Raw genomic sequence first — 24,174 nt, 5'->3', positions numbered from 1 at the left:
TGCAGGTGAACCCGCTCCCACAAGTAAAGCGCCGGCTCCGCGTTGACGCTGCACCGGTAGGAGCGGCTTCAGCCGCGATCACCGGCACAGCCGGTGCCAGCCAACCGCTTCGCTAGTGAATGACCAGCAATGCCTAGCCCAGCAGCTGGCTCAATACTGCACGCAGCTTTCCCGGCTTGACCGGTTTGTTCAGCAGCGGCGCACCGAGCTTGTGCAACGAGCGCCGGCACTGATCGCTGCGGTCAGCGGTGATGATCACCGCCGGAATGGCGCTGCCGAAATGCTCGCGCAAGTGCCTGACCACCTCGCAGCCAACCACGCCGTGGTCCAGGTGAAAATCTGCCAGGATCAATTCCGGTGCCTGCCCTTGCAAGGCCAGCAATGCTCCGGCCTGGTCGGTTGCCGTCACCACTTCGCAGCCCCACTGCCCAAGCAATGCGCCCATGCTTTCGAGAATGCTCACCTCATTGTCCACCACCAGCAGCCGCCGGCCCGGCAATGGGTTGCCGGTGCCAGGCTGCGGTACGGCCGGGTGGACCGGCAGCGGTACCGCTTGGCCAAGCGGTACTTCGATGCTGAACACCGAGCCACGCCCCGGCCACGAACGCACCTCGACCCGGTAGCCAAGGATCTTGGCGATCCGTTCAACGATGGCCAGCCCCAGGCCCACGCCCTTGCGATCGGCGGCACGGCCCACGTCCAGCTGGTTGAATTCAAGGAAGATCGCCTGCAGCCGATCCTCGGCGATACCCCGCCCGGTGTCCCACACCTCCAGGCGCAAATGCCTGCCACGGCGCCTAGCCCCCAGCAGGATCCGGCCTTCATCGGTATAGCGGCAGGCATTGCTGAGAAAATTGCGCAGGATGCGCGTCATCAACCGCAGGTCGGTGCTGATGGCATAGTCGCCAATGCGGGCACGCAGTTTCAGGCCTGCCGCGTCAGCCACCGTGCGAAACTCCGAAACCAGCGGCCCGAACAGTTCGTCGAGTCGATACGAGGCCACGTCCGGCTTGACCGCTGCCTGGTCAAGCCGGGAGATGTCCAACAGGTCGGTCAGCAGGTCCTCAGCGCCCTCCAGGGCTTGATGGGTGCGTTCTACCAGCACTTTTTCCGCTTCCGGCAACGGCCGTTCGCGCAAGGTCGAAATCAGCAGCCGGGCAGCATTCAGCGGCTGCAGCAGGTCATGGCTGGCAGCGGCGAGGTATTTGTCCTTGCTGCGGTTGGCGGTTTCCGCAGCGTCGCGGGCATCGCGCAGGGCGCGGGCGATCTGTTTGCGCTCGGCGATCTGCTGTTGCAGGTTGCGGTTGGCCTCCAGCAGTTCGTCGGTGCGTGCAGCCACCCGTTGCTCAAGCTCGTCGTTGAGTTGCTGCAAGCGCTGCTGGGCCAACTTGCGTTCGGTGATGTCGGCGACAAACCCTTCCACCAGGCCCTCATGGCCAGGCTTGAGCAGCAGGTTCATCAGCACATCGATATGGCTGCCATCCTTGCGGCGCAAGCGGGTTTCATAACCGTGCAGGCTGCGTTCACGGGCCAGGGTCGCGGTGATGGCGTGCAGCTCGTCGGCCTCGACGAACAGGTCGCTGGCAAAATCGGTCAGGCACTGCAGCAACGCTTGCGGGTGGTCGTAACCGAGCATGCGCGCCAACGCCGGGTTGGCCGCGCGCATGCCGTCCTGCAGGCTGGCCTGGAAAATCCCGTGCACGGCATTCTCGAACAACCACTTGTAGCGGTTGCGTTCGGCCTCCAGCTCGTCCAGGCGCGCCGCCAGCTCCGGGTAATGGCTCTTGCGTGCCGAGTGGTCGCCCAGCCCCAGCAGCCCGGCCAGGGCCCGCTGCTGGTCGTCAGAGGGCCTCGCCATACACCACCTCGACATCACGCTGGCTCGACGCACGCGGGTTGGTGAGGATGCACGGGTCATCCATGGCATGTTGCGACAGGAACGGGATATCGGCCGTGCGCACCCCATGCAGGCCCAGGGTCTCATGGAAGCCGATGGCGCGTTTCAGGGCGATCAGGTGTTCCACCAGGCGCGCGCAGATCTGCCGATGGTTGAGGCCGCGGCAGTCGATGCCCAGCACTTCGGCAATCACCTTGAAACGCTCCGGCGCCGAGCTGTAGTTGAACGCCACCACATGCTCTACCAGCACCGCGTTGCACAAGCCATGTGGCAGGTCGAGGAACCCGCCCAGGCTGTGCGACATGGCGTGCACCGCCCCCAGGATCGCGTTGGAAAACGCCAACCCTGCCTGCATGCTGCCCAGCATGATCTTCTCGCGCAGGGCGATGTCGCCGGGGTTGGCGATCATCTGCACCAGGTTGCCGTTGATCAGGCGCATGGCTTCCAGCGCATGGGGGTCGGTCAGTGGGCCGTGGCCGGTGGAAACAAACGCTTCGATCGCATGCACCAACGCGTCGATGCCGGTGCAGGCCGACAGGAACGGGTCCATGCTCAGGGTGGTTTGCGGGTCGATCAGCGACACGTCGGGGACCACCGCCTTGCTGACGATGGAGAACTTCATGCGCTCCTGCTGGTTGGAAATGATCACGAACTGCGACACGTCGGCCGAGGTACCGGCCGTGGTCGGGATCAGGATCAGCGGCGGGCTGGGCACGCGGATCATGTCCACGCCTTCGAACTCGAGGATGCTGCGCCCGTGGGCGACCACGATGCCGATGGCCTTGCCGCAATCCATCGGGCTGCCGCCACCGACCGCGACAATCACGTCACAGTGGTTCTGCCGATAGATCTCGGCACCGAGCATCACTTCCTCGACCCGTGGGTTGGGCGATACGCCGCTGTACAGGCAGTAGTCGATGCCCTGCGCCTGCAGGCTGGCCTCGACGTCGGCGACCCAACCGGCGGCGATCACACCCGGGTCGCTGACCACCAGGACCTTGCGCGCGCCGAAGGTCTTGGCGTAATTGGCCACGTTATGCCGGCAACCGGCACCGAAAATGATTTCAGGCGAAACGAACTTGCGAAGCGGGCTGAAACTCTGGCTCATCGGAAAGCCTGTTCTTATTGTTCTGGAAGGTAACCGCCAGCGTAAAGCATCCCGTGGCGAAAGCAACCAGACCAAAGCCTGGCCACGGCTCATTCGACCCAGCACTTGGCGCGGGCCACCTCCAGGAACGCCAGCACATCCTCGTCGAGCCCGGTCACCCCGGGGAAACGCTGCGCCAGCCGGGCGATGACTGCCGCCACGCTACGCTGGCCGTCCAGCAGTTCGAGCACCCAGCCGGCACTGGCGTTGAGTTCGATGACGCCCCCCGCATGCAGCAACAGCGGGCACGCCAGCTGCGGCTCCCAGCGCAGGCGGAAGCCGCGGGCCAGGGCCAGGGTCTGCTTGGGATCGATCAATTCCATAGGGGCTTGGTACACAAGGTCCGGCCATCGCGACGATGGCCGGCCAGGCATCAACGATTGGCGAAGTACATCGTTACTTCGAAACCAATGCGCAGGTCGGTGTAGGCGGGTTTAGTCCACATGGGGCGGTCCTCTTGTTATGCCGGGCGATTCCGGTAGAGGCATTAATGCATGCGCGGCGCCAGGGCCGAATGCTACTTTGGAACGAGCTTGCGAGGTGCGTTGGTAGGAGGATCGGTTGCGCGATATTTGTAGGAGCGGCCTTGTGTCGCGAAAGGGCTGCAAAGCAGCCCCCGGGAATACAGCAAGAACGCGCAAATCGCCGGGGCTGCTGCGCAGCCCTTTCGCGACACAAGGCCACTCCTACAGTCGACCGCGTCAACCGACCCGATGTCAGAAGAAGCCCAGCGGATTGATGTCGTAGCTCACCAGCAGGTTCTTGGTCTGCTGGTAGTGGTCGAGCATCATCTTGTGGGTTTCACGGCCCACACCAGACTTCTTGTAGCCACCGAACGCGGCATGCGCCGGGTACAAGTGGTAGCAGTTGGTCCATACCCGCCCCGCCTTGATCCCACGGCCCATGCGGTAGGCACGGTTGATGTCGCGGGTCCACAGGCCTGCACCCAGGCCGAACTCGCTGTCGTTGGCGATCGCCAGGGCCTCGGCCTCATCCTTGAAGGTGGTCACGCCCACCACCGGGCCGAAGATCTCCTCCTGGAACACGCGCATCTTGTTGTGGCCCTTGAGCAGGGTCGGCTGGATGTAGTAACCGCTGGCCAGGTCGCCGCTGAGCCGCTCGGCAGCACCACCGGTGAGCAGCTGGGCACCCTCCTCGCGGGCAATCTCCAGGTAGGAAAGGATCTTGTCGTACTGCTGCTCCGAAGCCTGGGCACCGACCATGGTGGTGGTGTCCAGCGGGTTGCCGCGGGTGATCTTGGCGATCTTCTTCATCACTTCGGCCATGAACGGCTCGTAGATCGATTCCTGGATCAACGCCCGCGACGGGCAGGTACACACTTCGCCCTGGTTGAAGAACGCCAGCACCAGGCCTTCGGCCGCCTTCTCGATGAACGCCGGCTCGGCCTGCATGATGTCTGCGAAGAAAATGTTCGGCGACTTGCCGCCCAGCTCGACGGTAGAGGGAATGATGTTCTCGGCGGCACATTTCATGATGTGCGAGCCCACCGGGGTGGAACCGGTGAAGGCGATCTTGGCGATGCGCTTGCTGGTGGCCAGGGCCTCGCCGGCTTCCCGACCGAAGCCCTGGACGATGTTCAGCACGCCGGCAGGCAGCAGGTCGGCGATCAGCTCGGCGAACACGGTGATCGACAGCGGCGTCTGCTCCGCCGGCTTGAGCACTACGCAGTTGCCGGCGGCCAGGGCCGGGGCGAGTTTCCAGGCAGCCATCAGCAGCGGGAAGTTCCACGGGATGATCTGCCCGACCACGCCCAGCGGCTCATGCATGTGGTAGGCCACGGTGCCTTCGTTGATTTCCGCAGCACCGCCCTCCTGGGCGCGGATGCAGCCGGCGAAATAGCGGAAGTGGTCGGCCGCCAGCGGCACGTCGGCATTGAGGGTTTCGCGTACCGCCTTGCCGTTGTCCCAGGTTTCGGTAACGGCCAGTACTTCCAGATGCTGTTCGATACGGTCGGCAATCTTCAGCAGCAGCAGGGCCCGTTCCTGCACCGAGGTCTTGCCCCAGGCGTCGGCAGCGGCATGGGCGGCGTCCAGCGCGCGCTCGATGTCCTCGGCGCCGGAGCGCGGGAACTCGGCAATCGGCTGGCCATTGACCGGCGAGCTGTTGGTGAAGTACTGGCCACCCAGAGGCGGCACGAACTCACCATTGATGAAGTTGCCGTAGCGTGGCTTGAAGGACACGATGGCGCCAGGGGTTCCGGGTTGTGCGTAGATCATGCTGAGCCTCTGTGGTCGATGCCTGTCCGGCGACAGGCGATGAACCGATGGTAAAAAGCCCCGCCTGCCGGGCGAATGCATCGTTGGCAGCGGGGCTCTCGTCATTTGGTAGTAGGGCCGCTTGCCGCCGGTTGGCTGGCGGCAAGCGGCAAGTCATGGCGTCAGCGCTTGGCGCTGGCGGTTTGCAGCTGCTTGGGCAACTTGAAGGTCCAGAGCATGCCGCCCTGGTTGAAGTCCTTGACCCGCTTGGCCACTTCGCCGCCCCACAGCGGCACCGCGCCGCCCCAGCCGGAAACCACCGAAACGTACTGCTCGCCGTCCATCTCCCAGGTGATCGGCGAACCGAGCACGCCGGAACCGGTCTGGAACTCCCAGACCTTGTCACCGGTCTTGGCGTTGAACGCCTGCAGGAAGCCTTCCGGCGTGCCGGTGAACACCAGGTTGCCCTTGGTGGTCAGTACCCCACCCCACAGCGGTGCGTAGTTCTTGTGGCGCCATACTTCCTTGCCGCTGACCGGGTCGATGGCACGCAGCACGCCGATGTAGTCTTCGTTGAGCGGCTTGATGGTGAAGCCGGCACCGAGGAACGCCGCGCCCTTCTTGTAGGCGATGCCTTCGTTCCAGATATCCATGCCCCACTCGTTGGACGGCACATAGAACAGCCCGGTGTCCTTGTTGTAGGCCATCGGCATCCAGTTCTTGGCGCCGAGGAAGGCCGGGGCGACGAACACCGAGCTACCCTTGGCTTCGCTGCCCGGTGCCCCTGGGCGGCTGGCCTCGTTGTAGATCGGCCGGCCATCCTTGTCCAGGCCGCTGGCCCAGGTGATCTTGTCGACGAACGGGAAGCCGCGGATGAACTTGCCGTTGGTGCGGTCCAGGACGTAGAAGAAGCCGTTGCGGTCGGCAGTGGCGGCCGCCTTGATCTCCTTGCCGCCGGCCTTGTAGTTGAACGAGATCAGCTCGTTGACGCCGTCGAAGTCCCAGCCGTCATGCGGCGTGCTCTGGAAGTGCCACTTGATGGTGCCGTCGTCCGGGTTCAGCGCCAGGCGCGACGAGGAGTACAGGTTGTCGCCCGGGCGCAGGTGCGAGTTCCACGGCGCCGGGTTGCCGGTACCGAACAGGATCAGGTTGGTTTCCGGGTCGTAGTAGCCGCCCAGCCAAGGTGCTGCACCGCCGGTCTTCCACAGGTCGCCAGGCCAGGTCTTGCCTGCCTCGCCGCCGGAAATGCCGTTCTCGATCGCCTTGCCGTCCTTGTAGACGTAGCCCATGTGCCCTTCCACGGTCGGGCGCATCCACAGCAGTTCGCCGTTTTCCGGGTTGTAGGCCTGGATCTTGCCCACCACGCCGAACTCGCCACCGGCAACCCCGGTGATCAGCTTGCCGTTGACGATCATGGGCGCGGCGCTGATCGAGTAGCCTTCCTTGTGGTCGGCCACTTTCTTGCTCCACACCACCTTGCCGGTGTCCTTGTTCAGGGCCACCAGCTTGGCATCCAGGGTGCCGAAGAACACCAGGTCACCGTACAGCGCCACGCCCCGGTTGATCACGTCGCAGCACGGGCGGATGTCATCGGGCAGGCGCGCATCGTATTGCCACAGTTTCTTGCCGGTGCGGGCGTCCACGGCGAACACCCGCGAGTAGGAACCGGTCAGGTACATCACCCCGTCCTTGACCAGCGGCTGGGCCTGCTGGCCACGCTGCTTCTCACCGCCGAAGGAGAACGCCCAGACCGGCCGCAGGTCCTTGACGTTGTTGCTGTTGAGCAGGTCCAGCGGGCTGTAGCGCTGGCCCTGCACACCCAGGCCGTTGGTGACGATCTGCTGCGGGTTCTTCGGGTCCTGGAGGATTTCTTCATTGCTGACAGCAGCGTGGGCCGCGCTGGCAAGCAGCATGGCGCTGAGCACCAGGCTCACGGCGAACACGGGACGACGTGGGGATCGGGTCATGACGGCTACCTTTGGTTTTTTTGTTGTGCCCGGGAAATTTTCCCGGTGTGCCGAGAATTCTTGGTCGCTGCCTGCTTGCCAACAATTGCCCGCAGTGCGGAGTTTTCTAGTTCCTTGGTATGGGCCTGGCCGCCACGGCCTGCGCGCCTTGGTAGGAGCGGCCTTGCGTCGCGATGGGCTGCGCAGCGGCCCCAGGATGTGTGCTTCTGGCAGAAATCGCCGGGGCTGCTGCGCAGCCCATCGCGACGCAAGGCCGCTCCTACAAGGGCGCGTCAGTCCCTGGCGTCGATGCGCCGCAACTGTTGGCGCTCGTAGCGCGGATACAGGTGGCTGACACTGCGGATCAGCTCATAACGGGTCAGGCTGATTCCGGCGAAGCGCTGCGGGATCGGGCTGCGGATCATCTCGGCCATGTCATCGCCACGCGCCGCGCCGTCACGCATCAGGCCATCCAGCCAGCCCAGGTAGTCACGCATCTGGGCAAACGGCCGGGCATCGCTGGCCACCGGGCCATGGCCAGGTACCAACTGTTTCCAGGGCAGCGCCTGCAGGGTATCCAGGTCTTTCAGCCAGACCTCCAGGCCCGGGCTGTTGGGCGTGGTCAGTGCCCGTTGGTAGAACACCAGGTCGCCGGCAAACAGCACGCCGGTCGTTTCATCCAGAATCGCCAGGTCGGCACCGGTATGCCCGCCCAGCGCCAGCAGCCGCAGGCGGTGCCCGCCCACTTCATGCATACCTGGCTCCAGTACCCGGGTTGGCAACACCACCTCGGTGCCGCGCATCCAGTCGCCGACCAGGCGATACATGTTCTCGGCCATCGCCTCGCCCTGCTGGCGCAGCAGCTCGCCGGTGCCAGCCAGCGCGCCGATCGGCACATCGGCAAAGGCCTGGTTGCCCAGCACATGGTCAGGGTGATGGTGGGTCAACAACACTTCGACCACCGGTTTGTCGGTGGTGGCGGCAATCGCCTGGCGCAGCGCTTCGCCGTAGCGCCTGGACGGCCCGCTGTCGATCACCACCACCCCGCTGTCGGTGACAATGAATGCAGTGTTGACGATGTTGCCACCGTTGTCCTTGGCGAAATTGGCGGTGCTGCCCTCCAGCAGCCAGGTGCCCTCGGCGATCTGCCGAGGTTCGAGACGGTAGGCCAGGTCAGCCTGGGCCGGCAGGCCCAGACACAGCAGCAGAAGCAGGATCCAACGCATGACGGGCGCCTCGGGTCGGTAAGTGAAGCCAGGCGACGCGCTCAAGGCAGCGCGGCCTCGAACTGGTTGCCGCTGTTGTCCTGCAACAGCAGCCGGGTCGGCCCGGAACCGAGGATATCGAAGCCCAGGTTGGGGTTTTCGCTGACTGCCGGATACAGCACGAGGCTGGCCAGGCGCTGGCCGTCCGCGCCTTGCAGCTCGGCATGGTTGAGGAAGAATTCCGGAATGCCGCTGACCAGGCCATTGTCCATCGGGTGGGCCACCTGCAGGCGCAAGCGGCTGCTGTCGCCGCGCGGGTAGCGCCCGCCCAGCACTTCGCCCAGGTGCTCCTCCCAGCCGGGCTGGGTGCGGACCACGCTGGGCGCGGTACAACCGCCGCCAGCGGCATCGATCAGCGTCGAGCCGACGTGCCACAGGCCGTCGCGCGTCAGCACCGCGGCGCGCAGCGGCGTGGCCTGTTCGATACGGATGCGGATCGACAACCAGGGCAATACGCGCTCGCCGGGCTCGAAGTCGACGATCCGCGGCAGCGGGTTGAGCTCGGCCCAGGCCAGGATCCGTACCACCTCGCCGCTGAATGCCCGCGCGTCGATCTCCAGCGGCACCTGGCGTGCGTCCTCGGCAAAGGGTGGCGCCAGCAGCTTGACCCGGTCATCGAAGACGAACGCTGCCTGGCCCAGCAACTGCTTGTGGTAGAAATCCCACATCACCGACGGCACCGGGTCCGACGTGGCATGCGGTTCGCCGGCCTGGGCTGCCCAGGGCAGCCAGCAGGCCAGCAACAAGGTCGCTCGCCAGTTCATAACCAACTCCTGTTGATCAACACACCACCTACTGGCTGCGACAAGGCCCCTGTGGGAGCCTGGCCAATGCGAACCCGCAAGTTACTGATACATCTCCGGCACCTCGTAGCGCAGGCCGTAACTGGCATAGATCGCTTGCATCCGCCCATCACGGATCAGCGCCTCGAGCGCCTCCTCCACCGCATAGGCCAGCTGGCGGTTGCTCTCGTGCACCGCCATGCCGATGTCCCAGGCCTGCTTGCCAAGGTTCGGGTAGGCATTTTCGGCCAGGGCCAGTTGCGGGTCGGCGGCCTGGTGCAATTGCCAGTCGACCTCGCCGCGCATGGCCATCACCGCGTCCACCTGGCCAGCCTGCATGGCACCGAAGGCCTGCTGCACGTTGGGGTAATGGTGGGTCCTGGCACTGAGCATGCCGTTGAACACCGAGGTCAGGTAGAACGACGGCACGCTGTCCACCTCGACCCCGATGGGGTGCTGCTGGAACACCGCGACACTGGCCACCGAGGCCAGGCGGCGGCGATCGTAGGCCACCTGCCAGCGCTCCTGCTGGTAGGGGCCGAACATCACCACCTGGGCGTTTTCCAGTTCGCCGACGTCATTGCGCCGCTGCGCATAGGCGTGGTCGTAAGGCACCCGCATCATCAGGTCGGCCAGCTGCTGGTTGCGCAGCGGGCTGCCGCGCCAGATGTAGTCGCGCAGGTCATCGTCAAGCTTTTCCCCGGGCGGCGCCCAGATCAGCTGCAGGTGTACCCCCAGCGCATTGGCCAGGGCCTGCGCCAGCTCCACGTCGACCCCGCGCGGCTGGCCGTGGTCCTCGAAGCTGTAGGGAGCAAAATCCTGGTACACCGCTACCTTCAGTTCGCCGGCGGCGATGATCGCGTCGTAGTTGCGTACCTGCGCCTGGGCTGCCGCGCAGCACAGCAGCAGGCCAGTCAACAGCACCGCCAACAGGCGCATGGCCGTCACTCCTCGACGTGCACGCTGTCCAGGTAGGTGCGTACCGCCCACAGGGCTTCCTGGCTCAGGTAGTCGGCCATCTTCGGCATGTACACCCGGCCGTCGCGAACCGCGCCGTGGCGTACCCGCTCGACGAACCACTCGTCACCCGCCTCACCGGCATCGAGCATGCGCAGGTCCGGGGCGATACCGCCAGACTTGGCTTCCAGGCCATGGCAGGCGGCGCAGTTCTGGTTGTAGGCCGAGGCGCCAATTTCCACCGCCTTGTCGTGCTCGGGGGACTCGCGATACGGGTTGACTGCGGCCCAGCCGTCGCCGTCCACGGCCACACCGGCATCCTTGATCGGGGTCAGGCCCTTGGTTTCCACAGCCTGGGGCACCACATTGCCATGGGCCCAGACGGTACCGGTCAGTACAGCGCCGGCCAGCAGGCCTGCAGCAAGCAAGACGTTTCGTTGTGTTGTCATTGTTATGCCCTCACCTTTGCACGCATGGCCTCAACCACAGAGGCCGTGCCGCCATCTTAGGAACAGCCCGTACAGCGCCGTATCCTGCTTTGGTGGCCGGGCCTTACTCCCTTGGTAGTAGGGCCTGTGGCGAAGGGCCAAAAGAGGGGCCTTACGGGAACTTTTCCCGGCCAGCGCGGGAAGTTTTCCGTATCCCGCGACAACCGCCCCAGCTCACCCTGTGCAGGCCAAAACTCCACAGGGAACTGCAACCATGACAACAACAACGCTACCTGCCCTTTCCCCGTTGTGCCTGAGCCTGCGGGCCGTGCTGCTGGCCGGCAGCCTGGCCCTGGGCACGGTGGCCACGGCGGCGCCTGCCAGCAACAACGTCACCTGGGAAGACATCGCCAACGATCACCTGACCACCCAGGACGTGCTGCAATACGGCATGGGCACCAACGCCCAGCGCTGGAGCCCGCTGGCCCAGGTCAATGACCAGAACGTGTTCAAGCTGACCCCGGCGTGGTCGTTCTCCTTCGGCGACGAGAAGCAACGCGGCCAGGAGTCCCAGGCCATCGTCAGCGACGGCGTGGTCTACGTCACCGGGTCCTATTCGCGGGTGTTCGCCCTCGATGCCCGCACCGGCAAGCGCCTGTGGACCTACAACCACCGCCTGCCGGAGAACATCCGCCCGTGCTGCGACGTGGTCAACCGCGGCGCGGCGATCTACGGCGACAAGATCTACTTCGGCACCCTCGATGCACGCGTGATCGCCCTCGACAAGCGCACCGGCAAGGTGGTGTGGAACAAGAAGTTCGGCGACCACAGCGCCGGCTACACCATGACCGGCGCCCCGGTGCTGATCAAGGACAAGACCAGCGGCAAGGTGTTGCTGATCCACGGCAGCTCGGGTGACGAGTTCGGCGTGGTCGGCCAGCTGTTCGCACGCGACCCGGATACCGGCGAGGAAGTGTGGATGCGGCCGTTCGTGGAAGGCCATATGGGCCGCCTGAACGGCAAGGACAGCACCCCCACCGGCAACGTCAAGGCACCGTCCTGGCCGGATGACCCGACCACCGAAACCGGCAAGGTCGAAGCCTGGAGCCACGGCGGCGGCGCCCCTTGGCAAAGCGCCAGTTTCGACCCCGAGAGCAACACCATCATCGTCGGTGCTGGCAACCCGGGCCCATGGAATACCTGGGCACGCACCGCGAAGGACGGTAACCCGCATGACTACGACAGCCTGTATACCTCTGGCCAGGTCGGCGTCGACCCGAGCACCGGCGAGGTGAAATGGTTCTACCAGCACACCCCCAACGATGCCTGGGACTTTTCCGGCAACAACGAGCTGGTGCTGTTCGACTACAAGAACAAGGACGGCAAGCTGGTCAAGGCCACCGGCCATGCCGACCGCAACGGCTTCTTCTATGTGGTCGACCGCAGCAACGGCAAGCTGCAGAACGCCTTCCCCTTCGTCGACAACATCACCTGGGCCAGCCATATCGACCTGAACACCGGGCGCCCGGTGGAAAACCCCGGCCAGCGCCCGCCCAAGCCGCTGCCGGGGGAAAGCAAAGGCAAGCCGGTGGAAGTCTCGCCGCCGTTCCTCGGTGGCAAGAACTGGAACCCCATGGCCTACAGCCAGGATACCGGCCTGTTCTATATCCCCGGCAACCAGTGGAAAGAGGAGTACTGGACCGAGGAAGTGAACTACAAGAAAGGCTCTGCCTACCTGGGCATGGGCTTCCGCATCAAGCGCATGTATGACGACCACGTCGGCACCCTGCGCGCAATGGACCCGAGCACCGGCAAGCTGGTGTGGGAGCACAAGGAACCGCTGCCACTGTGGGCCGGCGTGCTGGCGACCAAGGGCAACCTGGTGTTCACCGGCACCGGTGACGGCTTCTTCAAGGCGTTCGACGCCAAGACCGGCAAGGAGCTGTGGAAGTTCCAGACCGGCAGCGGCATCGTCTCGCCGCCAATCACCTGGGAACAGGACGGCGAGCAGTACATCGGCGTGACCGTGGGCTACGGCGGTGCGGTACCGCTGTGGGGCGGCGACATGGCCGAGCTGACCAAGCCGGTGGCCCAGGGCGGCTCGTTCTGGGTGTTCAAGATCCCCAGCTGGGACAACAAGACTGCACAACGCTGACCCACGGCGGGGAGCGGGCCTGCGCCCCTCCCCGTACTGTCACCTGCCTGCCGGGACCTTTGCCATGAACTACCTGCCATTGGCGTTGCTGTTGGTACTTTCCCCTACCTTGGCCATGAACGCCGACGACGCTGAAAGCGATACCCCCTTGACCATCAACGGCTGCCGGATCGCCGAAGCCAGCCAGTGCCCGGGGGCTGACCTGCGTGGCGCCAACCTGGCCAACCAGGACTTGCGCAAGATGAACCTGGCCGGCGCCGACCTGCGCGGTGCCGACCTGCGTCACGCCCGGCTGGACCTGGCCAACCTGGAACAGGCCCGCCTGCAAGGCGCCAACCTGACCCGCGCCAGCCTGCAGCAAAGCAACCTGCGCCTGGCCGACCTGAGCGACAGCAAGCTGGTGGCGATCCAGGGCTGGGGCTTGTTCGCCCAAGGGGCGCAGTTCGCCAAGGCCGACCTTGGCGCGGCCTACCTGGAATTCGCCAGGTTGTCCGGGGCGAAGATGCACCAGGCCAACCTGCGGGCCGCGGACCTGGAGATGGCCTGGTTGAGCAAGGCTGATTTGCAAGGGGCGAACCTGGCCGATGCCAACCTGCAGGAGGCCAAGTTCGGCCAGAGCAACCTGGAGGGTGCCGACCTGCGCGGGGCGCGGCAGCATTACGGGAATTTCCAGGATGCCAACATGCAGGGGTGCAAGGGTTGCCCCGAGACCTGGGACAAATGAGCGATGGGTCCGGCGTGACAGGTTCAGCGCCTGGGAGACCGAGCGCCGCATCTACCAGGCCGAACCTCACCCCGCCACCCGCACTACCCCCAAGTCGATCCCCAAATGCACCAGCTCGGCATGCGAGCTGACCTGCAGCTTGCTCTTGAGCAAGGTCAGGTGGTTGGACACGGTCTTGGCACTGATGCACAGCTGCTCGGCGATCACCCGCACCGGTGTGCCCTTGGCCAGCATCACGAAGATCTCCAGCTCACGCTGGGTCATGCACTGCAAGCGTGGGTCACAGGCCCCCTGAGGCGAGGTGCAGGCCAGCTGGGTGGCCAAGGGATGCTCGATATAGGCCTGCCCGGCCAACACCCGCTGCACCGCCTCGATCAATACCTCGGGCGCCGAGTTCTTGGTCAGGTAACCCGAGGCCCCGGCGTCCAGGGCCTGGCGCACCAGCGGCAGTTCATCGTGCATGCTGAAGAACAGCACGCGCAGTTGCGGCAAGCGCTGGCGCAACCGTCGGGTGGTTTCCAGGCCGCTGATACCGGGCAGGCCGAAGTCCATGATCACCAGGTTGGGCACTTTCTCCTGCACCCGCGCCAGCGCCTCCTCGCCACTGGCCGCTTCGCGCACCTGCACCGTCGGCAGCACCGCCCGCAGCAGGCTGGCATAGCCCTGGCGGACCACGGCGTGGTCATCGACCAACACGATATTCATGACACCTCCATGGCAATGTCCAGGGCCAGCGCCCAGCCGGCACCGGGGCGGCTGAGGATGCGCAATTCGCCGCCGAGGCTGCGGGCGCGCTCGGCCATCGAGTGCAGGCCGACCCCCGGGCGCAGCGGCTGTGGTGCCCCGCAACCGTTATCGCGAACCAGCAGGCGCATGCCCCTGGCGCTGCGTTGCAGGCGCACCCGCACCTGGCTGGCCGCGGCGTGTCGGGCGACGTTGGTCAACGCCTCCTGCAACAGGCGATACAGGTGCGTGCGGCTCGCCCCGGGCAACGCTGGCAGGCGCGCGCCGACCCGCAGGCGGCAATCGATGCCCTGGCTGGCCTGCCATTGGCTCACCAGCAGGGCAAACGCCTCAGCCAGCGGCATGTGCTGCAGCGCCAGCGGATACAAGTCATGCACCAACGCGCGAAAGCCCTGCTGCAGGCGCTGGCAATCGAGTTCCAGGATGCGGGTGGTCTGCGCCACCGCGGCCGGCTGGTCGGCGACCATGCGCAGCAGGCACAGCTGGGCACGGATACCTGCCAGGTATTGCCCGAGGTCGTCGTGCAGGGTTTGCGCCAGCTGGGTGCGTTCGCGCTCCTGCACGGCCAATAGCGCCTGGGTCAGCTGGGCATTGTCGGTGCGGGCCTGTTCCAGCGATGCAGCCATGTGGTTGAAATGCCTGGCCAGCTGGCGCGCCTCCGGCAGGCCGGCTTCGCGCAGGCGCGCGCTCAACTGCCCACCGGAGACCTGACGCAGGGCCTGCAGCAGTTCATCCAGCAAACCCATGCCGCGGCGCACGGCCCAGCGGATGGTCAGCAAGCTCAGCAACAGCGCCAGGCCACACAGGCCCACCAACTGTTGCAGCGAGTCGCGGACTTCGTCGATTTCATCCCGCGCATCCACGGCAATCACTACCCGGCGGCCATCACTCAGCTGCAGCAAACGGGTAGCCTGGTGGCGCTCGCCAAGCAGGTGGCGGCCAAGCCAGGCATCCACGCCGCGCTCCTGCGGCAGCGGCAGCGCTTCATCCGCCGCCAGCCAATGCACCCGCACGTGGCGCAGGCTGTGGGTCAAACGCGGCTGCAGATGGGCCGGGTCGCGCTCGGCGGTATCGCCGAGGTAAGCCACCACCGCTTCGGCCGATTGCAACTCGCGCTCGACATCGGCCACCGCCTGGTGCAACAGCACCCCGGCACAGGCCAGCATCACCAGCAGAAAAAACACCGTGACGCAAAGGTTGATCCGCCACAGGGCCGACAGGTCAAGCAGGCGCATGCGCGGTTTTCCTCAGTGTGGCGAGATTGCGGCCCATCGTAAGACCGGCGCCAGCGTGGCGAATTACTACCTTGGTACCGGCCGGGCGCTACTTTCTGCATATTTCCCCGTCGTGGTGGGCTTCCTATGCTGGCGCCATCTGCCGTGGAGTCGCTTTATGCGCCAGCCTGCCCACCTTGCCCTGACCTGCCTGCTGGCCCTCGCCGCCACCCTGTCTACGGCCCTGGCGCCCGCTGCCCGGGGCCAGGCTGCCGAGCCCTTGCAGGTCCGCATCGGCTACCTGGGCTATCGCCCCGACCCTGGCCCGCTGCTGTCCAATGTCATCCCCGAGCCCAGCGATGCCGGGCTGCAAGGCGCCAGGCTGGCGATTGTCGACAGCAACAGCAGCGGCCGCTTCCTGCAGCAGCAATTCCACCTGAGCGAGGCCCGCGTCGACAGCCCCGAAGCCCTGCTGCAGGCGGCCAAGGCCCAGCATGAACAAGGCCTGCGGCTGTTCGTGGTCAATGCCCCGGCTGCCAGCCTGCGGGCCTTGTCTGGCGCATTGCCTGACAGCCTGCTGTTCAACGCCGGCAGCCCGGACGACAGCCTGCGCAGCAGCCAGTGCCTGGGCAATGTGCTGCACAGTCTGCCCGGCCGCGCCATGCTGGCCGATGCCCTGGCGCAATTCCTGGTGCTGCGCAAATGGCAGCGGGCCTTGCTGATCGTCGGCCAGACCGATGACGACCGCGCCTATGCCGCTGCCCTGCGGCGTGCCGCGAAGCGCTTCGGCCTGCAGCTGGTGGCGGAAAAACCCTGGACCTTCGACAACGACCAGCGCCGCAGCGCCCAGGCCGACATGCCGCTGTTCACGCAAACGGCCGAGTACGATGTGGTGCTGGTGGCCGACGAACGTGGCGATTTCGGCGAGTACCTGCCCTACCAGACCTGGTACCCACGCCCGGTCGCCGGGACCCAGGGCCTGACCCCCACCGGTTGGCACAAGACCGTGGAAACCTTCGGCGCGGCGCAGTTGCAAAAGCGCTTCGAGGCCCAGGCCGGGCGCTGGATGAACGACCGCGACTTCGCCGCCTGGATGGCCGTGCGCAGTGTCGCCAGCGCAGTCAGCAAACTGCGCCAGGTCGAGCCGCACGCCGTGCAGCAGCTGCTGCTCAGCGAGCAGTTGCCGCTGGACGGTTTCAAGGGCCGCAAGCTCAGCTATCGCCCATGGAACGGCGAGCTGCGCCAGCCGATCCCGCTGGTGCAGCCACGGGCGCTGGTCAGCACTTCGCCGCAGGAAGGCTTCCTGCACCCGTCCAACGAAATGGACAGCCTGGGCTACGACAAGCCCGAGGTCAGCTGTAGCTACCCCTGAGCCGATAACCACAACAAAAAAAGGATGTCGCCATGCCTCGCCGCCTGTTCCACCGGGCCCTGCTTTACCCCAGCCTGCTGTCGGGCGCCCTGGCGCTTGCCAGCGGCCAGGCCATGGCCGCCACCGCCTGGGTGTCCAACGAGAAGGACAACAGCCTCAGCCTGATCGACCTGCAAACCCTGGAAGTCACCGACACCCTGGCGGTAGGCCAGCGCCCGCGCGGCCTGCTGCTGTCCCACGACCACAAGCTGCTGTACATCTGCGCCAGCGATTCGGACCGAGTGCAGGTGATGGACGTGGCCACCCGCAAGATCATCAAGGAGCTGCCCTCCGGCAAGGACCCCGAGCAGTTCGCCCTGCACCCCAACGACCGCTGGCTGTACGTGTCCAACGAGGACGACGCGCTGGTAACCGTGATCGACACCCAGACCGACAAGGTGCTCGGGCAGATCGATGTCGGCATCGAGCCTGAAGGCATGGCGGTGAGCCCGGATGGCAAGTGGGCGGTCAACACCAGCGAAACCACCAACATGCTGCACTGGATCGACACCAGCACCCAGACCCTGGCCGAAAGCACCCCGGTCGACCAGCGGCCGCGCTTTGTCGAATTCAGCCAGGACGGCACACGCTTGTGGGCCTCGGCGGAAATCGGCGGCACCGTGACCATTCTCGACGTGGCCACGCGCCAGGTGCTGAAGACCCTCACCTTCCAGATCAAGGGCGTGCACCCGGACAAGGTCCAGCCGGTGGGGATCAAGCTCAGCGCCGATGGCAAGTACGCCTTCGTCGCCCTGGGCCCCGCCAACCATGTGGCGGTGGTCGATGCCAAGACCTTCGAGGTGCTCGACTACCTGCTGGTGGGGCGGCGGGTATGGCAACTGGCGTTCACCCCGGACCAGAGCCAGTTATTGGCCACCAACGGCGTCAGCGGCGACGTGTCGGTGATCGATGCGAAAAACCTCAAGGTGCTCAAGTCGGTGAAGGTCGGCCGCTACCCCTGGGGCGTGGTGGTGACGCCATGAATACACTGGAAGTCAGTGACGTGAGCTTTGCCTACGGCCCACGCCAGGCGCTCAGGCAGGTCGCGTTCAGCCTGGCGCCCGGGCGCTTCGCCGCGCTGCTGGGCCCCAACGGCGCCGGCAAGTCGACCTTGATCGCCCTGCTCACGCGGCTTTACGACCTGCAGCAGGGCGACATCCGCGTGTGCGGCTGTTCCTTGCGCAATGCCGCACGCCCGGCCTTGCGCCAGTTGGGCGTGGTGTTCCAGCAAAGCACCCTGGACCTGGACCTGAGTGTCGAACAGAACCTGCGCTACCACGCCTCGCTGCATGGCCTGTCGCGGCGCCAGGGCAACCTGCGGGTGGAGGCCGAACTGGCCCGCCAGGGCCTCGATGAGCGCCGCCGCGAGCCAGTCCGGGCATTGAACATCGGCCATCGACGCCGAGTCGAGATTGCCCGTGCGCTGCTGCATGAGCCGCGCCTGCTGTTGCTCGACGAAGCCAGCGTCGGCCTCGACCCGGCCAGCCGCCTGGCGCTCAACCAGCACCTGCGGCTGCTGTGCCGCGAACAACGCCTCAGCGTGTTGTGGACCACCCACCTGCTGGACGAAGTCCAACCCAGCGATGACCTGCTGATCCTGCACCAGGGGCGCCTGGTGGCCAGCGGTACGGCCGCCGCCCTGAGCCAGGCGCACGGCGGCGACCTCGACCACGCCTTTGCCCGGCTGACCAGCACGCCTTCAGGAGTGAAAGCCCAATGAACGCCTACTGGCAATGCTTCAACGGCATTCTGCTGCGCGAATGCCTGCGCTTTGTCTTGCAGCGCACGCGCTTTCTCAGCGCCCTGGTGCGCCCGCTGCTGTGGCTGCTGGTATTCGCCGCCGGGTTTCGCGCGGCCCTGGGCATTGCGATCATCGAACCCTACGACACCTATATCCCCTACGAGGTGTACATCATCCCCGGCCTGGCCTGCATGATCCTGTTGTTCAACGGCATGCAGGGCTCGCTGTCGATGGTCTATGACCGCGAGATGGGCAGCATGCGCGTGCTGCTGACCAGCCCGTTGCCACGGCCGTTCCTGCTTGGCAGCAAGCTGTTGGCCACCTCGTTGATTTCCTTGCTGCAGGTGTACGCCTTCCTGGCCATTGCCTGGCTGTACGGCGTGCAACCACCGGCCGCTGGCCTGCTGCTGGCGTTACCGGTGCTGTTGTTGGTGGCACTGATGCTCAGCGCCCTGGGGCTGTTGCTGTCGAACGCGATCCGCCAGCTGGAGAACTTTGCCGGGGTGATGAATTTCGTGATTTTTCCGCTGTTCTTCCTGTCTTCGGCGCTGTACCCGCTGTGGAAGATGCAGGAGGCCAGCCAGTGGTTGTACTGGCTATGCGCAGTCAACCCGTTCACCCATGCGGTGGAACTGGTGCGCTTTGCGCTGTACGAGCGACTGAACCTGCTGGCACTGGCGGTGTGCCTGGGCTTGACCGCGCTGTTCAGCCTGCTGGCGATCCTCACCTTCAACCCCCAGCACGCGGCCCTGCGCAAGCCACGCTGATCCACCCCGCATGGGAACGCGCTTTGGTAGGCGCGGCCTTGCGTCGCGATCGGGCTGCAGCGCAGCCCCGGCGGTATCTGCGGCGCAGCTGAAATAGTGGGGCTGCTGTGCAGCCCGATCGCGACACGAGGCCGCTCCTACACGGGTTGTGCATCCAACCGGGGATCGGCGCGACCGTCAACGCGTCAGGCCATCTACTACTTTAGTACTGCCTTTGCTATCTGATCGTCGCATTCACAATGCACCGCCGCTGGCATGTAATGGGCCTATAACAAAAAGGATAACCCCCATGCCACGTGCCCTGCCCCGGCTGCCGCGCCCCTTGCTGGTGGCCTTTTCGCTGAGTCTGTCGCTGGGCATCGCCCAGGCCGGCACGGAACCGTTGTTTTCCGCCGACGGTTATCGCACCAGCCTCTACCGCAGCCCCACCCCGCAGCAAGTCGACGGCGCCCAGGTGATCGACACCGCCACGCTGCAAGGGCTGCTGAAGCAGACCCCCGCCCCGGTCCTGATCGACGTGTATCGGCGCCAATGGCTGCAAGGCCGCTTCATCGAAGACCAACCGCACAGCAACATCCCCGGCAGCCGCTGGCTGGCCAACACCGGCGATGGCGAGCTGAGCGCGGCCTGGCAAGGCTACTTCGCCCGCCACCTGCAGGACGCCACTGCCGGGCGCAGGCAGCAACCGCTGGTGTTCTACTGCCGATCGGATTGCTGGCTGAGCTGGAACGCGGTAAAACGCGCGAAGGCCTTGGGCTATAACAACCTGTACTGGTATCGCGACGGCCTGGACGCCTGGCAGCAGGCCAATCTGCCACTCGCCCCCGCGCAACCAGAACCCTTTCCCTGAATTCGCTTGGCGAATGCGTGCCCCCGCTCCATCCCATAAAAACGAGGTGAAAAGGCCATGTACAAAATTCTGATTGCCGACGATCACCCGCTGTTTCGCGAAGCTATCCACAATGTCATCAGCGACGGGTTTCAGGGCAGCGAAGTCATGGAAACCGCCGACCTGGACAGTGCCCTGGCGCTGACCCGCGAGCACGATGACCTCGACCTGATCCTGCTCGACCTGAACATGCCTGGCATGCATGGCCTCAACGGTCTGATCACCCTGCGCAACGAGGCCCCCACCACACCGGTGGTGATCGTCTCGGCCGAGCAGGAAAAGCAGATCGTGCTGCAGGCCATCACCTACGGTGCGGTGGGGTTCATCACCAAGTCGTCGCCTCGTTCGCAGATGATCGACGCCATCGAGCAGATCCTCAACGGCAATGTCTACCTGCCGCCGGATATCATCCGCGCCCAGAAAAGCAGCACCAGCCGGCGCCTGAACGATACCCCGAGCTTCCCGCCGGAAATGCTCCAGGCGCTGACCCGCAAGCAACTGCTGGTGCTCGAACGCATGACCAAGGGCGAGTCGAACAAACAGATCGCCTACACCCTGGACATCGCCGAGACCACGGTCAAGGCCCACGTTTCGGCGATCCTGCGCAAACTCAACGTACACAACCGGGTGCAGGCCATCCTCAGCGCCGGTGATATCGACTTCGGCGATTACCTGCGCCGCTGAGCGGCGCTATGCGCGCGGCGCCGGGCAGCTGCTGGCAAGCAGGTGGCTCATCGCCGTTTTCAGCTTCATCGGCCGCACCGGCTTGTGCATCAGGGTGTGGCCGAGCTCGCGGATCTGTTGCTTGAGCTCGTTGCTGTAGTTGGCGGTGATCATCAACGCCGGTAGCGGCTGGGTGCGGCGGGCGTTGATCCGCGCCACCGCATCGACACCATTGCAGTCGTTGTCCAAGTGGTAGTCGGCAATCAGCAGGTCGGCTTCGGCGTGGTAGTTGTCCACCTGGCGCGCCAGGTCCTCTTCCGACAAGGCGGTGACCACGCGGCAGCCCCAGCCCTCCAGCAGCGTGCGCATGCCGGCGCAAATCGCGGCATCGTTATCCAGCACCCACACCCGCGCGCCGCGCAGGCGTTCCAGCATCGGTTCGCTGATCGCCAGGCTTGGCTGGGCCTTGGGCGCAGTGCTGCTCAGTGGTACCTCCACGGCAAACACCGAGCCTTTGCCCAGCCAGGAACGCACCCGGATGCGGTGGCCGAGGATCCCGGCGATCTTCTCCACGATCGCCAGGCCCAGGCCCAGGCCACGGTCCTGTTGTGGGCGCTGCACATCGCCGCGCCGAAACTCCTGGAACATTTCCTCCAGGTGTTCTTCGGCAATGCCGATGCCGCTGTCCCACACCTCGATGCGCAGGCCGCCGCGCAGGCGCCGGCAGCCCAGCACCACACGCCCACGCGGGGTATAGCGAATGGCGTTGCTGAGCAGGTTGCGCAGGATCCGCGCCAGCAGCTGGATATCACTGCGCACCACGGCCGAACAGCTCACGAAATGCAGCTCCAGCCCTTCGCTGCGGGCCACCTGGGCATACTCGGCGGCAAGGTTGTCCATCAGTTCGCCAAGGGCGAAGGGTGCGACGTCGGCCTTGATCACCCCGGCATCGAGCTTGGAAATATCCACCAGGGTACCTAGCAGGTTCTCCACATCCTCCAGCGAATTGCTGACGTTGCGTACCAGCTGGGTGCTGTCCTGCGGTTCGCGGCTTTCGAGCAGCGCACTGGTGAACAGCCGCGCCGCGTTCAACGGTTGCAGCAGGTCATGGCTGACCGCCGCGAGGAACTTGGTCTTCGACAGGTTGGCCTGTTCGGCCTCGCGCTTGGCCTCGCGCAGGCGCGCTTCGGCGCGGCTGCGCTCCTCGATCTCGCGCAACAGTTGCTCATTGAGGCTGGTCAGCTCTGCCGTGCGTTCGCGTACCCGTTGCTCGAGGTGCTGGTAGGCCTGGTGTAGCGCCTGCGCCGTGTTGCGCCGCTCGGTGATGTCACGGATCAGTACGAAGATGCCGGCGACCTCGCCATTGGCCAGGCGGTTCGGGACATAGGAACGCAGCATGTAGCGCTCCTGCCCGCTGCTGTTGGTTTCAGCGAATTCGAAGGTGACGCTTTCGCCGGCCAGCGCACGTGCCACGTAGGCTTCCAGGCGCTGGTAATGCTGTTCGCTGTGGGCCTCGCGCAGGCGCTGGCCGAGCATCACGCCGGGGGGCCAGCAGTACCATTCTTCGTAGACCTTGTTGGTGAACTCGTAGACCAGGTCGGCGTTGAGGTAGGCGATCAACGCCGGGACATTGTCGGTAATCAGGCGGATCTGGTGCTGGTGGGCAGTCTCGGCCCGCTGCCGCGCTTCGCTGAGCAGGCGGTTGACGGCCTTGAGCTCGGCCATTGCCTGGTTCAGGGCATCGGTGCGTTCGCGCACTTGCTCGGCCAGCACCACCGAGTGCTGAAACGCCGCGTAAGGGTCGTTGCCACGCGTCACACCGGACTCGACGCGCTCGATCAGGGCGCCGTTGATACGCTGCAGCTTATGGTTTTCATGTTGCAGCCGGGTGATTTCCAGCTGCAGGTCAGCGATTGACGGGAGGCCGGTTGCGGGCAATGGCGACGCCGGTGAAGGTCTGGTTGATGTGCATGCCATTGAACTGTTCTCCGTAGGTGTTGAAGCCGATCACCCGCTGCTCGCGCAGGAACGCGCCGATCGGCTCCAGGCCGTGCTGGCCTTCCAGTTCCAGCCGCCGCAGAAAGCAATCGCAACCGATGGTCAGCAACAGTGGGCCGAGACGCTGCTGCAAGCCGTCGAACAGCTGCTGCAGGTTGGGCAACAACGGCCCGGGGGTCATGGCGGTGAGCACGATGCCGTTCTCCACCGCACAGTAGAAGCTCAGGCTCTGGTCCGGGTGCACTTGCTGGATCGCCCGCACGTAGTACTGGTCGTGGATGCGTACGGCCAGCGGATGGGCGGCGAATACCTGGTAGTCGAGTTCGGCCACCGGCACGCCGATGTGCCGGGCGTACTCCTCGGCGGCCGGCTCGGCATTCAGTTCGAAGACCCGGCGCTGGGCACTGTCGGCCCCCGTGACCACCAGCTTTTCCTGCCGTGGCAGGATGTGGTGGGTGGTGAACACCTCGAAATCGAGCCAGGTATTGACCAGCACCACCACTGCCGCGCCGTTATGGAACGCGCCGCCGAAGTACACGTGGGTACGGGTCAGGTAATTGTCGTCGCCGGCCGAACCGCCAAAATGCGGAATATCCCCGAGGGCGGCGCTGAGCGCTGCGAGCACCATCTCCTCGCGGCTGGACAGGCCGTCGAGCAGGGTCAGGGCAAAGCTGTGGCCCTTGATCGGCGCCAAGGTGTTGCTGCGGCAGGTGCCGACCAGGCGCTCGACCATTTGCTGGGCATCGATCAGGCTGAAGTGCTCCATCTCGTCGATCAGCCCGGTGGCGATGGAGAAATGCCGATGATCGAAGCCCACCGCCGTGATGCAGTTACGGCCGTAGCCCAGTGGGGTGATCTCGCCGGCGCTGGTGCAACCGACCAGGCGGATGCCGCCAAAGCCCTGCTCCAGGGCCTCGCCCAGGACCTGCAGGTCGTATTCGGCGGAGCAGAAGAACAGCACGAAGCCCAGGTGCGGGTGCAGCAGCTGCGCCGCCAGCTCCTCGGCCGCCAGCCGGGCGTCGGTAGCCTGGGACATGGCGCTGACCACACCGTCGTTGTGAGCCTGCTGCATCCTGGTCTCCGGCGCGGGTTGGCTGAGCAAAGAGTGTACGAAGGCGATCACTGGCGACGAATGCTACTTGGGTAGCGGGTGGGCAGTTCCATGGATGTAAAGCACCCCGCCGTTCGGGGCCGCCTTGCCGCCCATCGCCGGCAAGCCGGCTCCCGCAT

At 65.3% G+C, this 24,174-nt stretch carries 22 protein-coding genes; 8 read left to right on the top strand and 14 right to left on the bottom strand.

Annotated features, from left to right (window positions below):
• Positions 1-133 precede the first annotated feature (133 nt).
• The 10 genes from ACJA3S_RS11220 to pedF all read right to left on the bottom strand — a co-directional run bounded on the left by ACJA3S_RS11220 (position 134) and on the right by pedF (position 10,659).
• Complete coding sequence (locus tag ACJA3S_RS11220) at positions 134-1,858, bottom strand: NahK/ErcS family hybrid sensor histidine kinase/response regulator (RefSeq protein ID WP_406821885.1); 1,725 nt, start codon at positions 1,856-1,858, stop codon at positions 134-136.
• Entirely contained in the window at positions 1,842-3,005 is a 1,164-nt protein-coding gene (ercA, locus tag ACJA3S_RS11215; RefSeq protein WP_170029553.1) for an alcohol dehydrogenase-like regulatory protein ErcA, read from the bottom strand. The genes ACJA3S_RS11220 and ercA overlap by 17 nt, the downstream gene beginning before the upstream one ends.
• Positions 3,006-3,094: 89 nt before the next feature.
• On the bottom strand, positions 3,095-3,367 hold the full coding sequence (gene pqqD, locus ACJA3S_RS11210; protein WP_406821884.1) for a pyrroloquinoline quinone biosynthesis peptide chaperone PqqD: 273 nt from the start codon (positions 3,365-3,367) through the stop codon (positions 3,095-3,097).
• A 50-nt stretch (positions 3,368-3,417) separates the two neighbouring features.
• Entirely contained in the window at positions 3,418-3,489 is a 72-nt protein-coding gene (pqqA, locus tag ACJA3S_RS11205) for a pyrroloquinoline quinone precursor peptide PqqA (protein WP_003243383.1), read from the bottom strand.
• Between the two features lie 271 nt (positions 3,490-3,760).
• On the bottom strand, positions 3,761-5,281 hold the full coding sequence (locus tag ACJA3S_RS11200) for an aldehyde dehydrogenase family protein (protein WP_406821883.1): 1,521 nt from the start codon (positions 5,279-5,281) through the stop codon (positions 3,761-3,763).
• Between the two features lie 161 nt (positions 5,282-5,442).
• The gene (gene pedH, locus ACJA3S_RS11195) at positions 5,443-7,227 is read right to left on the bottom strand and encodes a PQQ-dependent alcohol dehydrogenase PedH (protein WP_170029550.1); all 1,785 of its coding nucleotides are present in this window, start codon (positions 7,225-7,227) and stop codon (positions 5,443-5,445) included.
• Positions 7,228-7,499: 272 nt separating this feature from the next.
• Positions 7,500-8,432 carry a quinoprotein relay system zinc metallohydrolase 1 gene (locus ACJA3S_RS11190; protein ID WP_406821882.1) on the bottom strand — a complete coding sequence of 311 codons (933 nt, stop codon included), beginning with the start codon at positions 8,430-8,432 and terminating at the stop codon, positions 7,500-7,502.
• A gap of 41 nt (positions 8,433-8,473) precedes the next feature.
• Positions 8,474-9,235 (bottom strand): quinoprotein dehydrogenase-associated SoxYZ-like carrier, encoded by a 762-nt coding sequence (locus ACJA3S_RS11185; RefSeq protein ID WP_406821881.1) that lies wholly within the window; start codon positions 9,233-9,235, stop codon positions 8,474-8,476.
• Positions 9,236-9,316: 81 nt separating this feature from the next.
• Positions 9,317-10,192 (bottom strand): substrate-binding periplasmic protein, encoded by an 876-nt coding sequence (locus ACJA3S_RS11180; protein WP_406821880.1) that lies wholly within the window; start codon positions 10,190-10,192, stop codon positions 9,317-9,319.
• Between the two features lie 5 nt (positions 10,193-10,197).
• Complete coding sequence (pedF, locus tag ACJA3S_RS11175; protein WP_170029546.1) at positions 10,198-10,659, bottom strand: cytochrome c-550 PedF; 462 nt, start codon at positions 10,657-10,659, stop codon at positions 10,198-10,200.
• Positions 10,660-10,912: 253 nt separating this feature from the next.
• Here pedF and exaA point away from each other — a divergent pair, with 253 nt between their 5' ends.
• A complete protein-coding gene (gene exaA, locus ACJA3S_RS11170; RefSeq protein WP_406821879.1) occupies positions 10,913-12,793 on the top strand; it encodes a quinoprotein ethanol dehydrogenase in 1,881 nt (626 codons plus the stop codon).
• Positions 12,794-12,857: 64 nt separating this feature from the next.
• Positions 12,858-13,517, top strand: coding sequence for a pentapeptide repeat-containing protein (locus ACJA3S_RS11165; RefSeq protein WP_406821878.1), 660 nt, complete (start codon positions 12,858-12,860; stop codon positions 13,515-13,517).
• A 66-nt stretch (positions 13,518-13,583) separates the two neighbouring features.
• Here ACJA3S_RS11165 and ACJA3S_RS11160 read toward each other — a convergent pair whose 3' ends face one another.
• Both ACJA3S_RS11160 and ACJA3S_RS11155 read right to left on the bottom strand, forming a co-directional pair.
• The gene (locus tag ACJA3S_RS11160) at positions 13,584-14,222 is read right to left on the bottom strand and encodes a response regulator (protein ID WP_406821877.1); all 639 of its coding nucleotides are present in this window, start codon (positions 14,220-14,222) and stop codon (positions 13,584-13,586) included.
• Positions 14,219-15,496 (bottom strand): histidine kinase, encoded by a 1,278-nt coding sequence (locus tag ACJA3S_RS11155; protein WP_406821876.1) that lies wholly within the window; start codon positions 15,494-15,496, stop codon positions 14,219-14,221. Before ACJA3S_RS11155 ends, ACJA3S_RS11160 begins: the two co-directional genes overlap by 4 nt.
• 157 nt (positions 15,497-15,653) lie before the next feature.
• Here ACJA3S_RS11155 and ACJA3S_RS11150 point away from each other — a divergent pair, with 157 nt between their 5' ends.
• The 6 genes from ACJA3S_RS11150 (at position 15,654) to ACJA3S_RS11125 (ending at position 20,967) form a co-directional block, all read left to right on the top strand.
• Positions 15,654-16,847: an ABC transporter substrate-binding protein gene (locus ACJA3S_RS11150; protein ID WP_406821875.1), complete on the top strand. Its 1,194-nt coding sequence runs from the start codon at positions 15,654-15,656 to the stop codon at positions 16,845-16,847.
• A 32-nt stretch (positions 16,848-16,879) separates the two neighbouring features.
• Complete coding sequence (locus ACJA3S_RS11145; protein WP_406821874.1) at positions 16,880-17,869, top strand: YVTN family beta-propeller repeat protein; 990 nt, start codon at positions 16,880-16,882, stop codon at positions 17,867-17,869.
• Entirely contained in the window at positions 17,866-18,606 is a 741-nt protein-coding gene (locus ACJA3S_RS11140; RefSeq protein ID WP_406821873.1) for an ABC transporter ATP-binding protein, read from the top strand. Before ACJA3S_RS11145 ends, ACJA3S_RS11140 begins: the two co-directional genes overlap by 4 nt.
• Positions 18,603-19,394, top strand: coding sequence for an ABC transporter permease (locus ACJA3S_RS11135; RefSeq protein ID WP_406821872.1), 792 nt, complete (start codon positions 18,603-18,605; stop codon positions 19,392-19,394). Before ACJA3S_RS11140 ends, ACJA3S_RS11135 begins: the two co-directional genes overlap by 4 nt.
• 289 nt (positions 19,395-19,683) lie before the next feature.
• On the top strand, positions 19,684-20,244 hold the full coding sequence (locus ACJA3S_RS11130) for a PQQ-dependent catabolism-associated CXXCW motif protein (RefSeq protein ID WP_406821871.1): 561 nt from the start codon (positions 19,684-19,686) through the stop codon (positions 20,242-20,244).
• 57 nt (positions 20,245-20,301) lie between these two features.
• Entirely contained in the window at positions 20,302-20,967 is a 666-nt protein-coding gene (locus tag ACJA3S_RS11125) for a response regulator transcription factor (protein ID WP_170029536.1), read from the top strand.
• A gap of 6 nt (positions 20,968-20,973) precedes the next feature.
• Here ACJA3S_RS11125 and ACJA3S_RS11120 read toward each other — a convergent pair whose 3' ends face one another.
• The gene (locus tag ACJA3S_RS11120) at positions 20,974-22,884 is read right to left on the bottom strand and encodes a NahK/ErcS family hybrid sensor histidine kinase/response regulator (protein ID WP_406821870.1); all 1,911 of its coding nucleotides are present in this window, start codon (positions 22,882-22,884) and stop codon (positions 20,974-20,976) included.
• On the bottom strand, positions 22,853-24,016 hold the full coding sequence (nosP, locus tag ACJA3S_RS11115) for a nitric oxide-sensing protein NosP (RefSeq protein ID WP_406821869.1): 1,164 nt from the start codon (positions 24,014-24,016) through the stop codon (positions 22,853-22,855). Before nosP ends, ACJA3S_RS11120 begins: the two co-directional genes overlap by 32 nt.
• Positions 24,017-24,174: the final 158 nt, after the last annotated feature.

The organism is Pseudomonas sp. KnCO4 (assembly GCF_045344305.1).
GTDB classification, from domain to species: domain Bacteria; phylum Pseudomonadota; class Gammaproteobacteria; order Pseudomonadales; family Pseudomonadaceae; genus Aquipseudomonas; species Aquipseudomonas anuradhapurensis.
Note: the sequence above shows the minus strand (reverse complement) of the source record. Positions and strands in the feature narration are given on the sequence as shown.